Below are 20,745 nucleotides of genomic sequence, written 5' to 3' on the forward strand. Positions count from 1 at the left end.
ATGTTGCAAGCGTTCTAGCTTTGGAATATGCGTTACATATCGCCGACGGGGAGGTCGGCTTGGAGTGACGTGGAACCGGCATGGCGCAGGACGCAAAGACCCTTGATCTGATCGCCATCGGCCGGTCCTCCGTCGACCTCTACGGACAACAGGTGGGCGGGCGGCTGGAGGACATGTCCTCCTTCGCCAAGTACCTGGGCGGCAGCCCGACCAACACCGCCGCCGGCGGTGCGCGCCTTGGCCTGAAGACGGGCCTGCTGACCCGCGTCGGCGCCGATCACATGGGCCGCTTCATCCGTGAGCAGTTGCAACGCGAGGGCGTCGACGTCGCCGGCGTGCTGTCCGATCCCGACCGCCTGACGGCCCTGGTGATCCTGGGCATCCGCGACCGGGTGAACTTCCCGCTGATCTTCTATCGCGAGAACTGCGCCGACATGGCGCTGCAGCCGTCGGACGTCGACGAGGCCTGGTTCGCCAAGACCGGGGCGGTGCTGATCAACGGCACGCACCTGTCGCAGCCGAATGTCTACGACGCCAGCCTGAAGGCCGCTCGCGCGGTCAAGGCGGCCGGCGGCCGCGTCGCCTTCGACATCGACTACCGCCCGGTTCTGTGGGGCCTGACCGGCAAGGACGCCGGCGAGAACCGTTTCGTCGAGAACCAGCAGGTCACGGCCAAGCTGCAGGAGGTCGTGGCCCTCTGCGACCTGATCGTCGGGACCGAGGAAGAGATCCACATCCTGGGCGGGACCACCGACACCATCGCGGCCCTGCGCGCGATCCGGAAGGGCGCGCCGACCGCGCTGCTGGTCTGCAAGCGCGGCCCGGACGGCTGCGTGGCCTTTCCGGGCGCGGTTCCCGACAGCCTGGACGAGGGCGTCAGCGCCCGAGGCTTCAAGGTCGAGGTGTTCAACGTGTTGGGCGCGGGCGACGCCTTCATGGCCGGCTTCCTGCGCGGCTGGCTGCGGGGCGAGCCCGTCGAGACCTGCTGCGAGTGGGGTAACGCCTGCGGGGCCATCGTCGTGTCGCGTCACGGCTGCACGCCGGCCATGCCGACCTGGGTCGAGCTGGAGGCCTTCCTGTCCGAGCGGGAGCGGCCGTTCCGCCTGCGCGAGGACGTCGAACTGGAGCACATCCACTGGGCCTCGACCCGCGAGCGCGTCTATGACGAGCTGACCGTCCTGGCCGTCGATCACCGCAGCCAGTTCCTGGACCTGATCGCCGAGACCGGCGGCGACCCCGAGCGGATTCCGCACTTCAAGACCCTGGCCCTGCGCGCCGTGCAACAGGTGGCCGGCCGCGACGAAGCCCGCTTCGGCATGCTGCTGGACGGTCGCTTCGGCTTCGACGCCCTGGCCCAGGCCGCCGACCACGACTACTGGATCGCGCGCCCGATCGAACTGCCCAAGTCGCGGCCGCTGGAGTTCGAGAGCTCGGCCGATGTCGCCACCGAGCTGACCGAGTGGCCGGCGGGGCAGGTGGTCAAGTGCCTGTGCTTCTATCACCCCGACGACGAGGTCGAGCTGCGCGAGCGCCAGGAGCGCCAGCTGCTGCGCCTGTTCGACGCCTGCCGGAAGACCCGCCATGAACTGCTGCTGGAGCTGATCCTGCCAGCCGGCATGGAGAGCGACAGCCACACGGTGGCCCGCGCCATCCGCCGTCTCTATTCCCTAGGCATCCGCCCCGACTGGTGGAAGCTGGAGCCCCTGCAGGACGCGGTCGCGTGGCGCGAGACCGAGATCGCCATCAACGAGAACGATCCGCTGTGCCGGGGCGTGGTGCTGCTGGGCCTGTCGGCGCCGGAGGCCGAGCTGCTGGCCTCGTTCGAGGTCGTCGCGCCGTTCCCGATCGTGAAGGGCTTCGCCGTCGGCCGGACCATCTTCTACGATGTGGCCCGCGAGTGGCTGGCCAATCGCATCGACGACGAGGCGGCCGTCGCCGCGCTCGTCGCCAAGTTCAAGGTGCTGGTCGACGCCTGGAAGCGTCTGCGCCGCGCCGCGGAGAAGGCCGCGTAACATGGCGACTGTCCGTCTCACCGCCGCCCAGGCGACCGTCCGCTGGCTGTCGGCCCAGTATGTCGAGACCGGGGAGGGCGAGGTTCCATACTTCGCCGGGGTCTGGGCCATCTTCGGCCACGGCAATGTCGCCGGCCTGGGCGAGGCCCTGCACGGCGTCCGCGACGTGCTGCCGACCTGGCGCGCCCACAACGAGCAAGGCATGGCCCACGCGGCCATCGCCTTCGCCAAGCAGTCGCGGCGTGAGCGGGCCATGGTCTGCACCACCTCGATCGGCCCCGGCGCGACCAACATGGTCACCGCCGCCGCCCTGGCGCACGTCAATCGACTGCCGGTGCTTTTCCTGCCCGGCGATGTCTATGCCAGCCGCCGGCCCGATCCCGTTCTGCAGCAGATCGAGGACTTCGGCGACGGCACGATCAGCGCCAACGACGCCTTCAAGCCGGTGTCGCGCTATTTCGACCGCATCGTCCGGCCCGAACAGATCCTGGACGCTCTACCAAGAGCGCTGGCGACAATGCTGGATCCCGCGACCTGCGGCCCCGCGACCTTGGCCTTCTGCCAGGACGTCCAGGCCGAGGCCTTCGACTATCCGCAAGCCTTCTTCGCCAAGCGCGTCTGGCGCATCCGCGCGCCGCGTCCCGATCCGCGCGAGCTGGCCGATCTGGTCTCGCTGATCAAGGCGGCCAAGCGGCCGCTGGTCGTGGCCGGGGGCGGGGTGCTCTACGCCCGCGCCGAGGCGGCCCTGGCCGACCTGGCCTCCAGCGCCGGCCTGCCGGTCGCCGAGACGCAAGGCGGCAAGGGGAGCCTGGCCTGGGATCACCCGCTGAACCTGGGCGCGGTCGGCGTCACCGGCACGACGGCTTCGGTGGCCGCGTCGGAAGACGCCGACCTGATCATCGGCGTCGGCACCCGCCTGCAGGACTTCACCACCGGTTCGCGCGCCCTGTTCGGCGCGCAGGGCCGCAAGCTGGTCCAGATCAATGTCGCCCCGCACGACGCCCACAAGCACGGCGCCTCGGCCGTGGTCGGCGACGCCTTGGCGGTGGTCGAAGCGCTCGCCGAAGCTCTGGACGGCTGGCGCGCGCCGGCCGCCTGGACCGAGCAGGCCACGGGCGGCGTGGCCGGCTGGAACGCCATCTTCGACGCGGCGACCAAGCCCGACAATCGCGAGCTGCCGACCGACGCCCAGGTGCTGGGCGCGGTGTGGCGGGCCTCGTCCGATGACAGCGTGGTGGTCTGCGCCGCCGGCGGCCTGCCGGGCGAGCTGCACAAGCTGTGGCGCACGCGCCGACCCGGCGGCTACCACGTCGAGTACGGCTTCTCGTGCATGGGCTACGAGATCGCCGGCGCCGTCGGCGTGAAGATGGCCGCGCCGGATCGCGAGGTCCATGTGATGGTCGGCGACGGCAGCTATCTGATGATGAACTCCGAGCTCGCCACCTCGGTGATGCTGGGGACCAAGCTGATCGTCACCGTCCTCGACAACCGGGGCTATGGCTGCATCAACCGGCTGCAGGCGGCGACGGGCGGGGCGGCGTTCAACAACCTGCTGGCCGACGCGCGCCACGAGACCCTGCCGGACATCGACTTCGCCGCCCATGCCGCCAGCCTGGGCGCGCGGTCGGAGAAGGTCGCCAGCCTCGCCGACCTGGAGGCGGCGCTGCAACGCGCCAAGGTCAGCGACCGCAGCTACGTCGTGGTCATCGACACCGACCCGATGCCGACCACCGAAGGCGGCGCCTGGTGGGACGTGGCCGTGCCGGAGGTCTCGGTGCGCCCGACCGTCAACGCGGCCCGCGCCGACTACGAAAACAAGATCAAGCAACAGCGTACGGGAGACTAGACGCCCATGACCATCCGTTTCGGCGTGAGCCCCATCGCCTGGATCAACGACGACATGCCCGAGCTGGGCGGCGACACCCCGCTGGAGAGCGTGCTGGCCGACTGCCAGGCGATCGGCTTCACCGGCGTCGAGCTGGGCGGCGTCTTCCCGCGCGACCCGGCGGTGCTGAAGCCGCTGCTGGACCGCTACGGCCTCTCGCTGGTGGGCGGCTGGTACAGCGGCAATCTCCTGGTGCAGTCGGCCGACGACGAGATCGCGGCGCTTCAGAAGCACCTCAACTTGCTTAAGGCCATGGGCTGCTCGGTGTTCATCCACGCCGAGACCAGCAACGCCATTCATGGCGACCGCTCCAAGACCCTGTCGGCCACCCCGCGCCTGGACGCCGAGGGCTGGAAGGAATTCGGGGCGCGCCTGACCAAGGTGGCCGACTACATCGCCAGCCAGGGCCTGAAGTTCGCCTATCACCACCACCTGGGCACCGTCGTCGAGCGGCCCGAGGATCTGGAGGCCTTCCTGGCCAATACCGGTCCCTCGGTCGGCCTGACCGTCGACACCGGCCACGCGGCCCTGGGCGGCCTGGATCCGGTCCAGGTGATCCGCGACTATCCGCACCGCGTCGCCCACGTGCACTGCAAGGACATCCGCAGCGAGGTCTTCCACAAGGTGGTTTCGCGTGGCGGCGGCAGCTTCCTGGATGGGGTGCTGGCCGGCATGTTCACTGTGCCCGGCGACGGCTATCTGGACTACGCCGCCGTCATGCAGGCCCTGGCCGAGATCGGCTATTCCGGCTGGATCATCGTCGAGGCCGAGCAGGATCCGGCCATCGCCAATCCCCGCCAGTACGGCGAGATCGGCCTGGCGACCCTGAAGAAGGAAGCCGCCGCCGCGGGCTTGAAGGCCGCGTGATGATCGATTGCCCCTCAATCGCTCATCCCCGCGAAAGCGGGGATCCATGCGGCCTTGAGGATGTCCTGACCTCAGCTTGGGTCCCCGCTTTCGCGGGGATGAGCGGAGAATAAAGATGCCAAACCTTTTGGTTCGCCCGCACCAGCCCGATCCGTCGGGCACCGTTCTAAAAGTGACCCCTCAATCAGCCGGCTGGACCCATGTCGGCTTCCAGGTCGTCAAGCTGGCGGCCGGCGAGACCTTCGACGGCGCCGAGCCGACGCGCGAGACCTGCGTCGTGGTGATGAGCGGGACCGCCGAGGTCTCGGCCGAGGGCGTCTCGTTCGGCAGGATCGGCGGTCGCGCCAGCGTGTTCGAGGACAGGGCGCCCGGCGCGGTCTATGTCCCGGCCGCCGCGCCCTACGCCGTGTCCGCCGTCACCGACGTCGAGCTGGCGCTCTGCACCGCTCCGGGCAAGCCGGGCGGGAGCGCCCGGCTGATCGCCGAGGGCGACATGCCGCGCGAGGTTCGCGGCAAGGGGACCAACGTCCGCCACGTCCGCAACATCCTGCCCGAGACGGCGCCGGCCGACGGCCTGCTGGTGGTCGAGGTGATCACCCCGGGCGGTCACTGGTCCAGCTATCCGCCGCACAAGCACGACACGGCGACGGAGGGCGAGGAGACGGCGCTGGAGGAGACCTACTACCACCGTCTGAACCCGCCGCAGGGCTTCGCCTTCCAGCGCGTCTACACCGACGACCGCAGCCTGGACGAGACGGTCTGCGTGCAGGACGGCGACGTGGTCATGGTGCCCCGCGGCTACCACCCCGTCGGGGCGCCACACGGCTACGACCTCTACTACCTCAACGTCATGGCAGGACCGCACCGGAAGTGGATCTTCCGCAACGACCCGGCTCACGACTGGATCATGCGGCAGGCCTGAAGGGCTCGGTCCGCAACAGCCCATCCCGTCGCCACGTAGCGGCGGGAGGGCAGGGGGAGACGAAGATGCTGAAGTTCTTCGCGCCGGGGCTAGACGCGCCGCCGCTGGGCGATCCGGCGACGATCGACACGCTGTACAAGCGTCATCGCTTCCGGATCATGCTGGCCATCACCCTGGGCTATGGCCTGTCCTACACTTGCCGTCTGGCGCTGGGGATGGTGAAGAAGCCGCTGATCGACGCGGGGGTGTTCACACCCACCGAGCTGGGTCTGATCGGTTCGGCGCTGTTCTACACCTACGCCTTCGGCAAGCTGACCAACGGCTTCCTGGCCGACCACGCCAACATGAAGCGGTTCTTCGCCTTCAGCGTGCTGATCTCGGCCATCGCCAACATCGGCATGGGCTTTTCGACCACCGTCGCCCTGTCGGCGGTGCTGTGGGGGATCAACGGCTGGTTCCAGAGCTTCGGCGCCCCGGCCGGCGTCGTGTCGATGAGCCAGTGGTTCAGCAACCGCGAGCGCGGTCGCTACTACGGGATCTGGAGCACCGCCCACTCGATCGGCGAGGGCCTGACCTTCGTGGCGGTCGGCGGGATCGTCGGGGCGCTGGGCTGGCGCTACGGCTTCTGGGGGCCGGCGGCGATCGGGATCCTAGTGGCGATCGGCGGCTACCTGCTGATCCAGGACCGTCCCCAGACCCTGGGTCTGCCGCCCGTGGCCGACTGGCGCAACGACCACTGGCAGGGCGACAAACCCCAGTCCGGGCCCAAACAGGAAGCGGCCAGCGTCTTCAAGACCCAGCTGCAGATCCTGAAGATCCCCGCCGTCTGGGCCCTGGCCCTGTCGTCGGCCCTGATCTACGTGACCCGCTACGCTATCAACAGCTGGGGCGTGCTCTATCTGCAGGAGGCGCGGGGCTACAGCCTGGGGGCGGCCGGCTCGCTGCTGATGATCTCGACCCTGGCTGGCATCGTCGGCGCCGTCTCGTACGGCTTCATCTCCGACAAGCTGTTCAACGCCCGCCGCCCGCCCGCCAATCTGCTGTTCGGCCTGCTGGAGCTGGCCGGCCTGTGGCTGATCTTTTACGGGCCCAACACCGGTCCGGTGCTGATCACCGGCATGATCCTGTTCGGCCTGGGCATGACGGCTCTGGTCACCTCGCTGGGCGGCCTGTTCGCCACCGACATCTGCCCCAAGCGCGTGGCCGGGGCGGCCATGGGCCTGATCGGCGTGTTCAGCTATCTGGGCGCGGCCATCCAGGAGCAAGTCAGCGGCGCCCTGATCGACAAGGGACTGCGTGTCATCGATGGCGTGCGACACTACGACTTCGCGCCGGCCATCGTCTTCTGGATGGGCGCGTCCGTCGCCTCCCTGACCCTCGCCACCTGCCTGTGGCGCACCAAGCTGAGAGACTAGAGCCGTGACCGAACCTTCCCCCCTGCTGCGGACGATGATCCGCGCGGCCCGCGCCGCCGGCGACCGCCTCAGGCAGGACTTCGCCGAGATCGCCACCCTGGAGATCCAGCACAAGAACGGTCCGGCCGATCCCTTCACCATCGCCGACGTGCGCGCCGAACAGACCGTGAAGTCGATCCTGTCGGAGGCCCATCCCGACTACGGCTTCCTCGGCGAGGAGGGGGGGCTGGTCCAGGGCGCGGACCCCTCCAACACCTGGATCTGCGACCCGCTGGACGGCACGGCCAACTTCCTGATCGGCCTGCCGATCTGGGCGGTGAACGTGGCCCTGCAGCGCGACGGCGAGATCGTGGCCGGCGTCACCTACGTGCCGATGCTGGACGAGCTGTTCCGCGCCGAGAAGGGCGGCGGCGCCTATCTCAACGACGCGCCGATCAAGGTTTCCAAGCGCGTGGGCCTGGAGCAGGCCGTGCTGGCCGTCGGCATCCCGTTCATGGGCAAGCCGCGCCAGGAGCAGTTCCACGCCGAGATGCAGCGCCTGACGCCCAAGGTCGGCGGCGTGCGCCGCCTGGGGGCGGGAGCCGTGGACATGGCCTATGTCGCCTGCGGCCGCTTCGACGCCTATTGGGAGCAGTCGGTCAGCGCCTGGGACATGGCGGCCGGCGCGGTGATCGTGCGCGAGGCCGGCGGGTTGGTCACCGACACCCTGGGACGCGACCTCGACGTCCAGAACGGCACCGTGCTGGCGACGACACCGCAACTTCTTGACACCTTGCTATACGAACTGCGTCCGGCCGACGTAATCTAGCGCCGTAATTTCGCTATAAAATTCAATGATGGTGCGTCCTCGAAGGCGCGCCGTTGATCCTGCGCGCGCCGAGGGACGCCGTTTTCATGCTCGATCTCGTCACCGTGACGCCCGAGGAGTTCGCCGACCTGCGCATGAGCCTGCCGGCCATCACCGACCGCTATCTGTTCGACGTGTTCGGCATCAGCGAGACCACCTGGGTCAAGTTGCGCAAGGGCTTGCCCATCAAGCGGGTGACCCTGGAGCGCGCCCTGGCCAAGCGCGAGCGCTGGCGCGCCACGGGCGGCGGCGGGCGCTTCGCCGCCTAGGTCGCCCCGCCTAGGTCATCCGTCAGGGGCGTGTCAGGATGGGTGTGGAATCGTCCCGTCCATGATCCTGTCCCGACACCCTTTCCGCACCCTCCTGATCGCCGCGGCCGCCATCTCGACGCTGGCCGCCGTCGGCGCGCGCGCCGACGACCACAAGAAGCAGAACCACGAGGCCGCGCGCCAGGCGCTGCTGCGCAAGGAGGTCCTGCCGCTGACCCGCATCCTGGCCATCGCCGCCCAGCGCGCGCCCGGCGAGGTGATCGAGGTCGAGCTGGAGCAGGGCGACCATGGCCGGCTGAAATACGACCTGAAGATCCTGGCCAAGAACGGCCGCGTCCGTGAACTGGAGCTCGACGCCAAGACCGGCGCGACCCTGAAGCTCGAGGACGACTGAGTGCGGGCCCTGGTCGTCGAGGACGACCCCGTCGTCGGTCCGGACCTGGCCAAGGCGCTGGCCGCCTCGGGCTTCGTCGTGGACCTGGCCCGCGACGGCGAGGACGCCTCGTTCAAGGGCGAGGTCGAGGACTACGCCGTCGTGATCCTGGATCTGGGCCTGCCGCGCCTGGATGGCCTGTCGGTGCTGCGCCGCTGGCGCAAGGATGGCCGGGCGTTTCCGGTGCTGATCCTGTCGGCGCGGGGTGACTGGACCGAGAAGGTCGAGGGCATCGAGGCCGGCGCTGACGACTACTTGGCCAAGCCGTTCGAGATGGGTGAGCTGCTGGCCCGCGCCCGGGGCCTGGTGCGCCGCGCCGCGGGCCGCGTCTCGCCGGTGATCGAGGCCGGCCGCCTGTCGCTGGACACCCGCCGGATGTCGGCGACCCTGGACGGTGCGCCGGTCAAGCTGTCGCCGCTGGAGTTTCGCCTGCTGGACTGCTTGGCGCACAATCCCGGCCGCGCCGTCTCGGCCGGCGAGCTGGCCGAGCAGCTCTATGGCGTCGCCGACACGGCCGACGCCAACGCCATCGAGGCCCTGATCACCCGCCTGCGCCGCAAGGTCGGGGCCGACGTCATCGAGACCCGGCGGGGCTTCGGTTACCTGCTCGCGGGGCTGGCCGCGTGAAGGGGCGCTCGCCGAGAGGCCATTCGCTGCGAGGACGGCTGATCGCCGGCGGCATGCTGGCGATCCTGGCGGCCCTGGCCGTGTCGTGGCTGGCCATGACCTGGCTGTTCGAGCGTCACATCGAGCGCCGCGAGATCGCCGACCTGACCCGCACCGGCCAGGCGCTGGCCGCCGCCGTGCGGCTGGAGCCGAACGGCGCGCCGGTCGCCGACGTGCTGCTGACCGATCCGCGCCTGCTGCACGCCATGGGCGGCCTCTACTGGCAGGTCTCGACGCCGGCGGGTTTCAAGAATTCGATGTCGATGTGGGACCAGGTCCTCAAGCCGCCGGCCAGCGCGCCGTCCGACGCCTGGGCCTCGCGCATCGCCGCCGGGCCGTTCGGCGACCGCATCCTGCTGGTCGAGCGTTCCGTGCGCCCCGACCGCAACGGCCCCGCCGTGCTGATCCAGGTGGCCAGCGACGAGAAGGTCCTGCGCGCGGCCCGCCGGGAGTTTGGCCGCGACCTCGCCCTGTTCCTGGCCGGCCTGTGGGTGGTGCTGTCGGCCGCCGCCGCCGTCCAGGTGACCCTGGGCCTGGCGCCCCTGGCCCGCGTGCGCCAGGAGCTGTCCCGCTTGCGCAAGAGCCCCTCGGCCCGGATGTCCGACGACCACCCGCGCGAGATCGCGCCGCTGGCCGAGGCGATCAACGCCCTGGCCGAGGCGCGGGAAGGGGACTTGGGCAGAGCCCGCCGTCGGGCCGGCGACCTCGCCCACAGCCTGAAGACCCCGCTGTCGGCCCTGTCGGCCCAGAGCCGCCGGGCCCGCGAGGCCGGGGCGACCGAGGCCGCCGACGGTCTGGACGACGCCATCGCCGCCGTCTCCGCCGCCCTGGAGGCCGAGCTGGCCCGCGCCCGCGCCGCCGCCGCCCGCGAGGCCGCCTTCGCCAGCGAGACCGCACCCCTGGCCGTGGGCGAGCGGTTGGTGGCGGTGCTGGAGCGCACGGCGGAGGGCGAGCGGCTGATGTTCGACGTCGAGATCCCCGCCGACCTGCGCGCGCCTGTTTCCGAGGACGCCGTGACCGAGATGCTGGGCGCCCTGATCGAGAACGCCGCCCGCTTCGCCCGTCGCCAGGTGCGGGTCTCGGGTGTTCAGACGGCGGATGGACCGGTCCTGTTCGTCGAGGATGACGGGCCGGGCATGGACGAGGGGCGGGCCGAGGCGGCCCTGGCGCGCGGCGCGCGGCTGGACGAGGCGGGACCCGGTCATGGCCTGGGCCTGGCGATCGTCCGCGACCTGGCCGAATCCTCCGGCCGAATCCTCGGGGCGGTGCTGAGGATGGACCGATCCGACCTGGGCGGCCTGCGCGCCGCCATCGCCTGGAGATCGTCCGTGTCCTGAAAACCTTTTCCAGCAACACTTTGCACGAAATTTTCTATTCTATTTGCAAAATAGAATTTTTGTTCGTATCGTCTTCCTAGCGACCCAGAGCGCCAAATGGCGCCGTGGCGGAGTCGTGAACAGGGAAAGGGGAGGATGATGAACGCATCCCGACTCGTGGGCGCGTTGCTGCTCACGTCATGCATCGTGGCGCCCGGCGCGGCCGCCGCTCAATCAAATCAGGTCACGACGGTCGAAGAGGTGGTGGTCACGGGCCAGCGCGCCTCGGACCGTGACTCGCTGGCGAAGAAGCGTGACGCCGTCAGCGCCGTTGAGGTCGTCTCGGCCAACGACGTGGGCAAGCTGCCCGACCAGAACGTCGCCGAGTCCGTCCGCCGCCTGACCGGCGTGTCGGTGGCGACCGACAAGGGCGAAGGCCGCTATCTGATCATTCGCGGCATCGAGCCCAACCTGGCCAACGTCACGATCAACAACCAGACCGCCTCGGCCCCGGAACCGGAGTCCCGGAACGTCAAGCTGGACGACATCCCCTCGGCCCTGATCGGCTCGGTGACGGTGGTCAAGTCGCTGACCGCCGACCTCGACGCCAACGCCATCGCCGGCCAGGTCGACATCAACACCCTGACGGCCTTCGACCGGAAGAAGAACATCCTCAGCGCCCGCTATGTGCGCGGCGTCTACGAGAACAGCGACCGCAAGGCCAATGAAGGCGACTTGTCGGTCGGCGGCAAGTTCGGTCCGGAGAACCAGTTCGGCCTGGTCCTGGCCGTGAACTATTCCAAGCGTCCGTCCTATTCCGAGGACATCCTGGCCACCAGCCGCCAGGTCGTGAACGGCGTCGACCTGCCGGCCGAGATGGATCAGCGGATCTACGACCCGGCCTGGCGCACGCGGAAGGGCGCGGTGGCCAACTTCGACTGGCGTCCGAACGACAACGTCAAGCTCTACGCCCGGGTCATGTATTCGGAGTTCGGCGACAGCGAGAGCCGCAACCGCTTCCGGTTCTTCTTCCCAGGTTCGGCCAGCAGCTACACCAACCTGACGGCCGACGGCGGCGACATCAACGCCGGCTCGACCACGGCCCGCCGCCTGTTCCGCCAGCGCAGCGAGACCACCGACACCACCACCTTCTCGGTCGGCGGCGACGTCTATTGGGGCCCGGGCACGCTGACCGTCCAGGCCACTCACGCGGAGTCCAACAAGAAGGATCCGATCCGCGACGAGGTCGAGTTCCGCGCCTCGGCCTCGACCGGCCTGGGCGCCAACTTCAAGCTGGGCGACGAGATGCCCGACAGCTTCACGGCCAACGCCGCGGCGTTGAACCCGGCCAACTATCGCCTGAACAACTACAAGCGCGTCTCGCGCAAGGCCGGCGAGGAACTGAACCAGGTTCGCGCCGACTACAAGCTGCCGATGTCCGACTGGGGCGAGGGCAGCTACCTGAAGTTCGGCGCCAAATACCTGAAGCGCGACCGCTTCCAGGACCAGACCGGCCGCACCTTCACCGCCACCGGCGCGGCGGCGGCCCAGACCCTGGCCTCGTTCGTGGCCGACACCTTCCCGGTGATCTCGGACGGCAAGTACAGCTACGGCCCGACCATCAACTTCAAGGCCGCCCGAGACTATGTCGACGGCAACCAGAGCCTGTTCACCGTCAACGCCAGCGACCAGATCTCGCAGTCGGTGACCTCGGACTACAAGGTCGTCGAGACGGTGACCGCCGCCTATGTCATGGCCAGCATCCAGAGGGGCGACCTGACGATCATCCCAGGCGTCCGCGCCGAGCGCACCGAGGGCGACACCAAGGCCATCGCCTTCACCTCGGCCACCACCCTGACCAGCGGCTACAACTCGTTCGGCGGATACAACTACACGAACTACTTCCCGAGCCTGAACCTGAAGTACCAGTTCAGCTCGCACCTCTTGGCGCGCGGCGCGATCACCACGGCCTTGGGCCGGCCGCCCTTCGTGGACCTGGCGCCGACCGTCACCGTCGACACGTCCAGCAACACCGTCTCGATGGGCAACCCGAACCTGAAGGCCCAGAAGGCGACCAATTTCGACTTCTCGCTGGAGTACTATTTCCCCAGCGAAGGCGGCATCTCGATCGGCCTGTTCCACAAGGACATCGAGAACCCGATCTTCAACTCGACGTCCACGGGCCAGAACGGCACCTATGGCGGCGTCGCGCTGACCAACGCGATCGTCAACTCGTATGCCAACGGCACGAAGGCCAAGGTGACCGGCCTGGAGTTCAACATCCAGAAGCCGCTGACCTTCCTGCCGTCGCCGCTGGACGGCTTCGGGGTCAATTTCAACATGACCTTCACCGACGGTTCGCTGAAGGTGCCGGGCCGCACGGTGAAGACCCCGCTGATCGGCCAGGCCGACCGGATCGCCAGCGCCCAGGTCTATTATGAAAAGTATGGCTTCTCGGGTCGCGTGGCCTACACCTACCACTCGGCCTATCTGGACACCGACGGCGGCCTGAACGTCAGCGACGCCACCGGCAAGTCGGACGGCTATTTCGGGGCGCTCAGCACCCTGGACGCCAAGGTCGCCTACAAGGTCACCAAGCAGTTCGAGATCTTCGCCGAGGCCAACAACCTCAACGACGCGTCGGACTACTACTACTTCCGGACCAGCAACCGCTTCCGCGAGGGCGAGAGCTACGGCCGTTCGTACCGCTTCGGCCTGTCCTACAGCTACTAGGTTCTTCACCTCGGGCCGGCCGCTGGCGAACGCCACGGCCGGCCTTTTCATGTCCGCTGCTCGGAAGGACGCCATGTCTGCGAACCCTTCGGCGCGCCTGATCGTCGGAAACTGGAAGATGAACGGCGGCCTCGGCCTGCTGGACGTGCTGGCCGCCGAGCTGGCGGGCGGCGGCTGGACGGGACGGGCGGTGGTCTGTCCGCCGGCCACCCTGCTGGGCGAGGCCCATCGCCGGCTCGCGCCCCTGGGCGTAGAGGTCGGCGGCCAGGACTGCCATGTCGCCGAGCGCGGCGCCCATACCGGCGACCTCTCGGCCGCCCTGCTGGCGGCGACGGGCGCGCGGCACGTGATCGTCGGCCACTCCGAGCGCCGCGCAGCCTATGGCGAGGCCGATCTACAGGTGCGGGACAAGACGCTGGCCGCGGTCGAGGCCGGCCTCTCGCCGATCGTCTGCGTGGGCGACACGGCCGAGGATCGTGCGTCCGGCCGGGCGGTCGAGGTCGTGACGCGCCAGGTAGGGGCGGTGCTGGACGGGGCGCTTAACGGCCGGCCCTGGGTCCTGGCCTACGAGCCCGTCTGGGCGATCGGCTCGGGCCGGGCGGCGACGGCGGACGATATCGCCGAGATGCACGCCGCCCTCCGGGCCGTGGTTGGCGGCGCGACGCCGATCCTCTATGGCGGCTCGGTCACCGCCGACAACGCCGGCGAGATCCGGGCCTGTCCCGAGGTGGGCGGCCTGTTGATCGGCGGCGCGTCGCTGCGCCCCGACCAGTTCGCGGCGATCCTGCGGGGCTGCTAGAGCCTCATCGACAGTTCGACGTCCTCGGCGAACGGCACGGACAGGTAGCCGGCCATCGGCGAGCGCACGCGGCCCATGTAGTCGGGGGCGTAGTCGGCGTTGTCGGCGACGATCAGCGCGCCGGGCCGCAGGCGGCTTTCCAACAGGGCCAGGATCTCGGGATACAGCGCCTTGGCGCCGTCCAGCAGCACGAGGTCGATGCTCTCGGGCAGGTCCCGGGCCAGGGTCTGAAGGGCGTCGCCCCGGCGGATCTCGATCAGGTCGGCGACGCCGGCGGCTTCGAAGCTGGTCTGGGCGCGCGCGGCCTTGGACGGTTCGAACTCGGTGGTGATCAGTCGACCGCCGCCGTTGTCGCGCAGGGCCGCGGCCAGGTGCAGGGTCGAGAGGCCGAACGAGGTCCCGAACTCGACGATCGTCGTCGCCTTGATGCTTCGCGCCAGGATGTAGAGCAGGGCGCCCGTCTCGCGCGAGACGGCCAGGGGATAGTCCTTCAGGCGGCCGTAGAACTCGACATATTCGGTCTTGCTGCGCATCAGCCGCAGATGCTCCTCGGTCGTCATGTCCGAGAAGGCGGGATCGTTGCGCGGCGAGGCCTCGTCGGCCTCGGTGAACAGGCGCTCCAACAGGGGCGCGAGCGGGGCGGTGGTCAGGGTGGTCATGGTCTTTTCGGTCTGAAAGGGCGCGTCCTTGCGCCCCTTCGAAAATACGAATAATTCGTCAGGTTCTGGTATTCGCATTGCGGGATCCGCCGATGGCCGACCGTCCAAGTCCCCGGATTTCCTCGCGAAAGCAGCCCCAGCAGGCCCGCTCGGCCGAGCTGGTGGCGACCATCCTGGAGGCGGCTGTTCAGGTTCTGGCCAAGGAGGGCGCCCAGCGCTTCACGACCGCGCGCGTGGCCGAGAAGGCCGGGGTCGGCGTCGGCTCGATCTATCAGTACTTTCCGAACAAGGCCGCCATCCTGTTCCGCTTGCAGAGCGACGAGTGGCGTCAGACCAGCGACCTGCTGCGCGGCATCCTGGAGGATACGGCCCGGCCGCCGCTGGAGCGCCTGCGCGCCCTGGTCCACGCCTTCATCCGCTCGGAGTGCGAGGAGGCCGAGGTGCGCGGCGCGCTGGACGACGCCGCGCCGCTCTATCGCGATGCGCCCGAGGCCCAGGAGGCGCGGCTGTCGGGGACGCGCACCCTGCAGGTGTTCATGACCGAGCTGATGCCCGAGGTCTCGGCGGAGACCCGCGACCTCGCCGGCGACCTGATGACCAGCACCTTGAAACAGGTCGGCAAGGCGTTCTCGGAAACGCCCCGGACGCCGGCCGAGATCGCGGCCTACGCCGACGCCATGGCCGACATGTTCGACGCCTATCTGGCCGCGCTGGAGCGCTAGCTCCGGGCCAGGGCGGGCGCCGGGGCGACCTCGTCCTCGTCGTCCTCGGTCAAGGCGCCCAGCTCGCCGCGTGCGCGGGCCTTCCTGCCATAGACCTGCTCGAACAGCGGCGAGGTCATCAGCGTCGTGACCAGCGCCATGACCACCAGCATCGAGAACAGGGCGGGGCCGATGATGCCCTTCTGCAGGCCGATGTTGATGATGATCAGCTCCATCAGCCCCCGAGCGTTCATCAGGGCGCCGATGCCCATGGCTGTGGCGTTGTCCTGGCCCGTGAGCCGCGCGGCGGCCCAGCAGGCCCCGCCCTTGGCCAGGATCGAGCCGGCCAGGATGACCATGGCGACGGCGAACAGCGACCAGCTGTTCAGCAGGTTCATCTGGGTGTTGAGGCCCGAGAAGGTGAAGAACATCGGCACCAGCAGGGCCACGGTCAGCGGCTCCAGCGACTTCTTCAGCTCGCGGGTCAGGACGCCTCGGGGCATGGCCGCGCCCAGCAGGAAGCCGCCGAACACCGAGTGCAGGCCGGCTGCGTCCATGGCCCAGGCGCTGAGCATGAACAGCATGACGACGACGCCCAGCAGGGGCGGGGTGACCTTGCCCTCGCGCTCGGCCCAGCGACCCAGCGGGGCCAGCAGCTTGGGGCCGACGGTCAGCATGAACAGGGCGAACAGGCCGCCGCCGATGACGGCCTTCAGGGCCACGACCGGACCGCCGCCGAAGCTGGCCAGCACGATGGCCAGCACGGTCCAGGCGCCGGCGTCGTCGATCGCGCCCGACGACAGGGCCAGCGAGCCCAGCGGCGTCCTGGTCAGGCCGCGCTCCTGGATGATGCGGGCCAGCACCGGGAAGGCGGTGATCGAGATGGCCGCGCCCATGAACAGCATGGCCTGGAAGGTCTGCACGCCCTTGCCGAACAGGTTCAGGCTCATCAGCCAGGGCGTCAGGGCGATGGCGACCAGGAACGGCGCGACCATGCCCGACAGCGACACGGTCACCGCGCTCTTGGCATTGGCCTTGAAGTGGTCGGCGCGGAAACCGACCCCGACCAGGAACATGTAGAGGCCCACGCCCAACTGGGCGCCGACGAACAGAACCGACTTGGTCTCCTTGGGGAAGATGTGGTGCTGGATATCGGGCGCCAGCAGGCCCAGCAGCGACGGACCCAGGACGATGCCGGCGATCATCTCGCCGATCACCTGGGGCTGGTCGAAGAACCGCTTCATGATCCAGCCGGACGCGCGGCACGCGGCCACGATCACGAACATCTGCAGGAAAAAGGCTACGCTCAATTCAGCCGGCGTCACGGCGTCCCCCTGTGTAAGATCTTGTGTGATCTCGCCGCCTGAGGCGGTCGCGTTTCATCCCTTGAGCGGACGCTAACAGCGCGAAAAATCGGCTGGCAACCGAAATCGAGACAACGTTGTCACGAATTTTTCGAGCCTACGTGCCTACATTCCGGGTGACGCTTATTCTGGCGGGTTACAAACCTCTAAGTTGACGAGCGGTGCGGCGCACGCGGTAATCCCAAGCGTACAAAGGGATTGCGCCACATGAACACCCCCTGGCTCGGCCTGTGCCTGACCGCCGCCCTCCTGGCCTCGACCTCGGCGCGGGCCGAGTCGCCGGAGGTCGAACAGCGGATCCAGGCGGTGACCTCGGGTCTGAAGCCGGCGGTGGTCGTCAAGGGGCAGGCGGCGAACCGCGCCCTGGCCGATGAGATGAAGACCCTGCGCGTGCCGGGCGTCAGCATCGCCGTGATCAGGGGCGGCAAGGTCGAGTGGGCGCGGGGCTTCGGCGTCACGCGGCAGGGTGGGGCGGCCGTCACCGCCGAGACGATGTTCCAGGCGGGCTCGGTCAGCAAGCCGGTCGCGGCGGCGGCCGCGCTGCGCCTCGTGCAGGACGGCAAGCTGGCGCTGGACGCCGACGTCAACGCCAGCCTGAGAAGTTGGAAAATCCCGGCCAGTCCGTTCACCGCCACGACGCCGGTCACCTTGCGGGCCCTGTTGTCGCATACGGCGGGGACCACGGTTCACGGTTTCGCCGGCTACGCCGCCGGAGAGCCGGTCCCGACCCTGCCGCAGGTGCTGGCGGGCGCGCCGCCGGCCAATTCCAAGCCGGTGGTCGTCGACCAGCCCGTGGGGCAAGCCTACCGCTATTCCGGCGGCGGCTATTCGATCGCCCAGCAGCTGATGGTCGACGTCTCGGGCCTGTCGTTTCCGGTGCTGATGCGCCAGACGGTGTTCGCGCCGCTGGGCATGAACCACAGCACCGAAGACCAGCCGCTGGACGCCGCGCGCCTGGCGACCGTGGCCTGGCCGCACGACGCGGCCGGCGCGCCGATCGCGGGCGGGCCGCATACCTATCCCGAGATGGCCGCCGCCGGCCTCTGGACCACGCCCAGCGACCTGGCGAGGTTCGTTGTCGACCTACGGGAGTCCGCCCGGGGCGGGGCAGGGCGCCTGCTGTCGCCCGAGACGACCCGGACGATGCTGACTCCGGTCAAGGGCGACTACGGCCTGGGCCTCTCGATCGGCGGCGACAGCGCCGACAAGTACTTCGCTCACAATGGCTCCAACGCCGGCTACAAGGCCACCCTGGTCGGCTATCTGGGCTCTGGCGACGGCGTCGTGGTGATGACCAACGGCGACCAGGGCTTCCAGCTGGGCGAGGAGGTCGTGCGGGCCGTGGCCGCCGTCTATGGCTGGCCCGACTACAAGCCGGTCGAGCGCGAGACGGCGCCGGTCCCGATCGCCGACCAGGCGCGCTACGTGGGTGTGTTCACGCTGGACGGACCGGGCGACTTCACCATCCGCCGCGACGGCGACCGGCTGGTGGCCGAGATCTGGAAAGGCGTGACCGATCCGCTGTTCCCGGCCTCGGACCGGGCGTTCTTCATCACCTCGCAGGACCTGCGGATCGTCTTCGCCTCGCCCGAGGATCCCGACCATGGCACGCTGACCCTGGGCGCCTTCAGCGCGACGTTCAAGCGCAAGGCCGCGCCGTAGGCGAGCTTACGCGCCGGCTTCGGCCTTGGGGCCGAACGCGGCCATGAAGGTGCTGACCGCGATCGCGACCTCGGCGTCGACTTCCTCCGGCGTCGGCGCGCCGATGTAGTTGACCAGGCGCGCCTTCAGCATGCGGTTCTGGCACAGGCCTATGAACAGGTGGCCGCCGGCGATCGGGTCGTCGATCTGGATCCGGCCCTCCAGCTTCATCCGCGCCAGAAAGCCGCCCAGCAGCCGCGCGCCGCGCAGCGGTCCGGCCTCGTAGAACGCCCGGCCGATGTCCGGCGAGCGCTCGGAGGCCGCCGCGATCAGCCGGAAATGGCGCATGTTGCGATCGGACATGACGTTGGTGATGTAGCGCCGGCCCAGGCGCGTCAGGGCCGCGCGGACGTCGTCGCCCTCGTCGTCCAGCAGGGCGAACATCTCCGCGCCCTGCCACGAGCAATAGCGCTCGACATGGGCCTGGAAGATCTCTTCCTTGCTCTTGAAGTAGTTGTAGAGCGTGCTCTTGGAGCCGCCGACCTTGGCTGCGATGGTCGACATCGAGGCGGCGTCGAAACCTTCGTTCAAGAAAACCTCGGCGGCGACGTCGAGAATGGCCTCGCGGCGGGTGTCACGGTCCAGACGGGTCTTGGCGTCGATCATCAAATTTCTTTCCGACCGTACGGTACGGTCGCCTTGACTATACAGCAAGTGAGGCCTACTTGCAGCCACGCATATGACTATACCGTACGGTCACATCAAGGCCTCTCCAATGTCGACCTTTCGTCTTCGCCCCAGCGCTCCCTATTTCGCCGCCGCCAGCGCCCTGGTGCTCGCCGCGTGCGCAAGCCTGCCGCCGGCCCAAGCGGCTCGAGTCGCCAAGACCCCGCAGGCCTACGAGACCGCCCAGACCTTGGCCGCGCCCGCTGCCGAGTGGCCCGCCGACGCCTGGTGGACGGGCTATGGCGACGCCCAGCTGAACGCCCTCGAGGACGAGGCCCTGAAGGGCTCGCCGACCCTGGCCGCCGCCGAGGCCCGCCTGCGCCGCGCCCAGTCGCTGGTCGCCCAGGCCCGCGCCGCCGACCTGCCGCGGGTCGGTCTCGGGGCCGAGGTCGCCGAGAGCAAGCAGAGCTACAACGCCGGCATTCCGCCGGCCTTCGTGCCGCACGGCTACAACGACACCGGCCGCATCGCCCTCGACTTCAGCTGGGAGCTGGACTTCTGGGGCAAGAACCGCGCGGCGGTCGCCGCCGCCACCTCCGAGGCCAAGGCCGCCCAGGCCGACGCCGCCCAAGCCCGCCTGACCCTGTCGACCGCCGTCGCCTCGACCTATGCCGAACTCTCGCGCCTCTACGCCCAGCGCGATGTCGCCGAGCAGGCCGTGCGCCTGCGCCAGGAGACCTCGAACCTGGTCGCCAAGCGGGTCGCCAACGGTCTCGACACCAAGGCCGAGAGCGAGCAGGCCGCGGCCGGGCCGCCGGCCTCGAAGGCCGAGCTCTCCGCCCTGGACGAGCAGATCGCCCTGACCCGCAACGCCCTGGCCGCCCTGCTGGGCGCCGGTCCCGACCGGGGGCTGGCCATCGCTCGTCCGGCCAGCGCGACGATCAAGCCGTTCGGCCTGCCGGACAGTCTGCCCGCCAACCTGATCGGCCGCCGGCCCGACGTGGTCGCCGCCAAGTGGCGCGCCGAGGCCGCCACGGCGCGGACCAAGCAGGCCAAGGCCGCCTTCTATCCAGACATCAACCTGACCGGCTTCGTCGGCGTGCAGGCGCTCTATCTGGACAAGCTGTTCTCCAGCGGCTCGGACATCGGCCAGGTCGGGCCGGCCCTGCGCCTGCCGATCTTCGAGGGCGGGCGCCTGCGCGCCGGCCTGCGCGGGGCCGAGGCCGATCGCGACGCGGCCGTGGCCGCCTATGACGGCGCCTTGACCCAGGCCCTGCGCGAGGTGGCCGACGTCACCGCCAGCGAAAAGGCCTTGGTCTCGCGTCTGGCCGATGCGCGCGCCGCGCTGACGGCCAACGAGAACGCCTACCGCATCGCGCGCCTGCGCTACGAAGGCCAGCTTTCGACCTACCAGTCGGTGCTGCTGGCCGAGCAGTCGGTCCTGGCCCAGCGCCGGGTCGTCGCCGACCTGGAAAGCCGCGCCTTCGCTCTCGACATCGCCCTGGTCCGCGCCCTCGGCGGCGGCTTCACTGGCGCCTGAACCCCATTCT

At 69.3% G+C, this 20,745-nt stretch carries 18 protein-coding genes; 15 read left to right on the forward strand and 3 right to left on the reverse strand.

Annotated features, from left to right (window positions below):
* Window positions 1-80 precede the first annotated feature (80 nt).
* The 12 genes from K8940_RS08880 (at window position 81) to tpiA (ending at window position 14,164) form a co-directional block, all read left to right on the forward strand.
* The gene (locus K8940_RS08880; RefSeq protein WP_223394790.1) at window positions 81-2,012 is read left to right on the forward strand and encodes a bifunctional 5-dehydro-2-deoxygluconokinase/5-dehydro-2-deoxyphosphogluconate aldolase; all 1,932 of its coding nucleotides are present in this window, start codon (window positions 81-83) and stop codon (window positions 2,010-2,012) included.
* A 1-nt stretch (window position 2,013) separates the two neighbouring features.
* Complete coding sequence (gene iolD, locus K8940_RS08885; RefSeq protein ID WP_223394792.1) at window positions 2,014-3,858, forward strand: 3D-(3,5/4)-trihydroxycyclohexane-1,2-dione acylhydrolase (decyclizing); 1,845 nt, start codon at window positions 2,014-2,016, stop codon at window positions 3,856-3,858.
* 6 nt (window positions 3,859-3,864) lie between these two features.
* Window positions 3,865-4,764 carry a myo-inosose-2 dehydratase gene (gene iolE / locus K8940_RS08890; protein WP_223394794.1) on the forward strand — a complete coding sequence of 300 codons (900 nt, stop codon included), beginning with the start codon at window positions 3,865-3,867 and terminating at the stop codon, window positions 4,762-4,764.
* A 115-nt stretch (window positions 4,765-4,879) separates the two neighbouring features.
* Complete coding sequence (iolB, locus tag K8940_RS08895) at window positions 4,880-5,686, forward strand: 5-deoxy-glucuronate isomerase (RefSeq protein WP_223394796.1); 807 nt, start codon at window positions 4,880-4,882, stop codon at window positions 5,684-5,686.
* Between the two features lie 65 nt (window positions 5,687-5,751).
* Entirely contained in the window at window positions 5,752-7,101 is a 1,350-nt protein-coding gene (locus tag K8940_RS08900) for an MFS transporter (protein WP_223394798.1), read from the forward strand.
* A 4-nt stretch (window positions 7,102-7,105) separates the two neighbouring features.
* Window positions 7,106-7,909 (forward strand): inositol monophosphatase family protein, encoded by an 804-nt coding sequence (locus K8940_RS08905; RefSeq protein WP_223394800.1) that lies wholly within the window; start codon window positions 7,106-7,108, stop codon window positions 7,907-7,909.
* Window positions 7,910-7,995: 86 nt separating this feature from the next.
* The gene (locus K8940_RS08910; protein ID WP_223394802.1) at window positions 7,996-8,217 is read left to right on the forward strand and encodes a hypothetical protein; all 222 of its coding nucleotides are present in this window, start codon (window positions 7,996-7,998) and stop codon (window positions 8,215-8,217) included.
* Between the two features lie 61 nt (window positions 8,218-8,278).
* The gene (locus K8940_RS08915; protein ID WP_223394804.1) at window positions 8,279-8,611 is read left to right on the forward strand and encodes a PepSY domain-containing protein; all 333 of its coding nucleotides are present in this window, start codon (window positions 8,279-8,281) and stop codon (window positions 8,609-8,611) included.
* Entirely contained in the window at window positions 8,612-9,277 is a 666-nt protein-coding gene (locus K8940_RS08920) for a response regulator transcription factor (protein WP_223394806.1), read from the forward strand.
* Window positions 9,278-9,330: 53 nt separating this feature from the next.
* Window positions 9,331-10,653: a sensor histidine kinase gene (locus K8940_RS08925; RefSeq protein ID WP_223395803.1), complete on the forward strand. Its 1,323-nt coding sequence runs from the start codon at window positions 9,331-9,333 to the stop codon at window positions 10,651-10,653.
* A 138-nt stretch (window positions 10,654-10,791) separates the two neighbouring features.
* On the forward strand, window positions 10,792-13,365 hold the full coding sequence (locus K8940_RS08930) for a TonB-dependent receptor (protein ID WP_223394808.1): 2,574 nt from the start codon (window positions 10,792-10,794) through the stop codon (window positions 13,363-13,365).
* A gap of 73 nt (window positions 13,366-13,438) precedes the next feature.
* Window positions 13,439-14,164: a triose-phosphate isomerase gene (gene tpiA, locus K8940_RS08935; protein ID WP_223394810.1), complete on the forward strand. Its 726-nt coding sequence runs from the start codon at window positions 13,439-13,441 to the stop codon at window positions 14,162-14,164.
* On the opposite strand, the gene K8940_RS08940 is transcribed toward tpiA, so the two are convergent.
* Entirely contained in the window at window positions 14,161-14,823 is a 663-nt protein-coding gene (locus K8940_RS08940; protein ID WP_223394813.1) for an O-methyltransferase, read from the reverse strand. The two genes, tpiA and K8940_RS08940, sit on opposite strands and share 4 nt — an antisense overlap.
* A gap of 92 nt (window positions 14,824-14,915) precedes the next feature.
* On the opposite strand from K8940_RS08940, the gene K8940_RS08945 reads away from it, so the two are divergent.
* A complete protein-coding gene (locus tag K8940_RS08945) occupies window positions 14,916-15,545 on the forward strand; it encodes a TetR family transcriptional regulator (protein WP_223394815.1) in 630 nt (209 codons plus the stop codon).
* Here the strand turns inward: K8940_RS08945 and K8940_RS08950 are convergent.
* On the reverse strand, window positions 15,542-16,834 hold the full coding sequence (locus tag K8940_RS08950; RefSeq protein ID WP_317847031.1) for a cation:proton antiporter: 1,293 nt from the start codon (window positions 16,832-16,834) through the stop codon (window positions 15,542-15,544). The genes K8940_RS08945 and K8940_RS08950 overlap by 4 nt on opposite strands.
* Before the next feature lie 261 nt (window positions 16,835-17,095).
* Here K8940_RS08950 and K8940_RS08955 point away from each other — a divergent pair, with 261 nt between their 5' ends.
* Entirely contained in the window at window positions 17,096-18,550 is a 1,455-nt protein-coding gene (locus K8940_RS08955) for a serine hydrolase (RefSeq protein ID WP_223394817.1), read from the forward strand.
* 6 nt (window positions 18,551-18,556) lie between these two features.
* On the opposite strand, the gene K8940_RS08960 is transcribed toward K8940_RS08955, so the two are convergent.
* Window positions 18,557-19,195, reverse strand: a complete 639-nt coding sequence (locus tag K8940_RS08960; RefSeq protein ID WP_223394819.1) for a TetR/AcrR family transcriptional regulator — start codon at window positions 19,193-19,195, stop codon at window positions 18,557-18,559.
* A gap of 109 nt (window positions 19,196-19,304) precedes the next feature.
* Here K8940_RS08960 and K8940_RS08965 point away from each other — a divergent pair, with 109 nt between their 5' ends.
* On the forward strand, window positions 19,305-20,735 hold the full coding sequence (locus K8940_RS08965) for an efflux transporter outer membrane subunit (RefSeq protein WP_223394821.1): 1,431 nt from the start codon (window positions 19,305-19,307) through the stop codon (window positions 20,733-20,735).
* Window positions 20,736-20,745: the final 10 nt, after the last annotated feature.

The organism is Caulobacter segnis, from assembly GCF_019931575.1.
GTDB lineage: Bacteria > Pseudomonadota > Alphaproteobacteria > Caulobacterales > Caulobacteraceae > Caulobacter > Caulobacter segnis_C.

What these genes read in the sequence shown, in the direction of transcription:
- K8940_RS08880 (WP_223394790.1), top strand. Translation starts at nt 81, where the DNA reads ATGGCGCAGGACGCAAAGACCCTTGATCTGATCGCCATCGGCCGGTCC.
- iolB (WP_223394796.1), top strand. Translation starts at nt 4,880, where the DNA reads ATGCCAAACCTTTTGGTTCGCCCGCACCAGCCCGATCCGTCGGGCACC.
- K8940_RS08900 (WP_223394798.1), top strand. Translation starts at nt 5,752, where the DNA reads ATGCTGAAGTTCTTCGCGCCGGGGCTAGACGCGCCGCCGCTGGGCGAT.
- iolE (WP_223394794.1), top strand. Translation starts at nt 3,865, where the DNA reads ATGACCATCCGTTTCGGCGTGAGCCCCATCGCCTGGATCAACGACGAC.
- K8940_RS08940 (WP_223394813.1), bottom strand. Translation starts at nt 14,823, where the DNA reads ATGACCACCCTGACCACCGCCCCGCTCGCGCCCCTGTTGGAGCGCCTG.
- iolD (WP_223394792.1), top strand. Translation starts at nt 2,014, where the DNA reads ATGGCGACTGTCCGTCTCACCGCCGCCCAGGCGACCGTCCGCTGGCTG.
- K8940_RS08945 (WP_223394815.1), top strand. Translation starts at nt 14,916, where the DNA reads ATGGCCGACCGTCCAAGTCCCCGGATTTCCTCGCGAAAGCAGCCCCAG.
- K8940_RS08915 (WP_223394804.1), top strand. Translation starts at nt 8,279, where the DNA reads ATGATCCTGTCCCGACACCCTTTCCGCACCCTCCTGATCGCCGCGGCC.
- K8940_RS08925 (WP_223395803.1), top strand. Translation starts at nt 9,331, where the DNA reads ATGCTGGCGATCCTGGCGGCCCTGGCCGTGTCGTGGCTGGCCATGACC.
- K8940_RS08910 (WP_223394802.1), top strand. Translation starts at nt 7,996, where the DNA reads ATGCTCGATCTCGTCACCGTGACGCCCGAGGAGTTCGCCGACCTGCGC.
- K8940_RS08955 (WP_223394817.1), top strand. Translation starts at nt 17,096, where the DNA reads ATGAACACCCCCTGGCTCGGCCTGTGCCTGACCGCCGCCCTCCTGGCC.
- K8940_RS08965 (WP_223394821.1), top strand. Translation starts at nt 19,305, where the DNA reads ATGTCGACCTTTCGTCTTCGCCCCAGCGCTCCCTATTTCGCCGCCGCC.
- K8940_RS08960 (WP_223394819.1), bottom strand. Translation starts at nt 19,195, where the DNA reads ATGATCGACGCCAAGACCCGTCTGGACCGTGACACCCGCCGCGAGGCC.
- K8940_RS08930 (WP_223394808.1), top strand. Translation starts at nt 10,792, where the DNA reads ATGAACGCATCCCGACTCGTGGGCGCGTTGCTGCTCACGTCATGCATC.
- tpiA (WP_223394810.1), top strand. Translation starts at nt 13,439, where the DNA reads ATGTCTGCGAACCCTTCGGCGCGCCTGATCGTCGGAAACTGGAAGATG.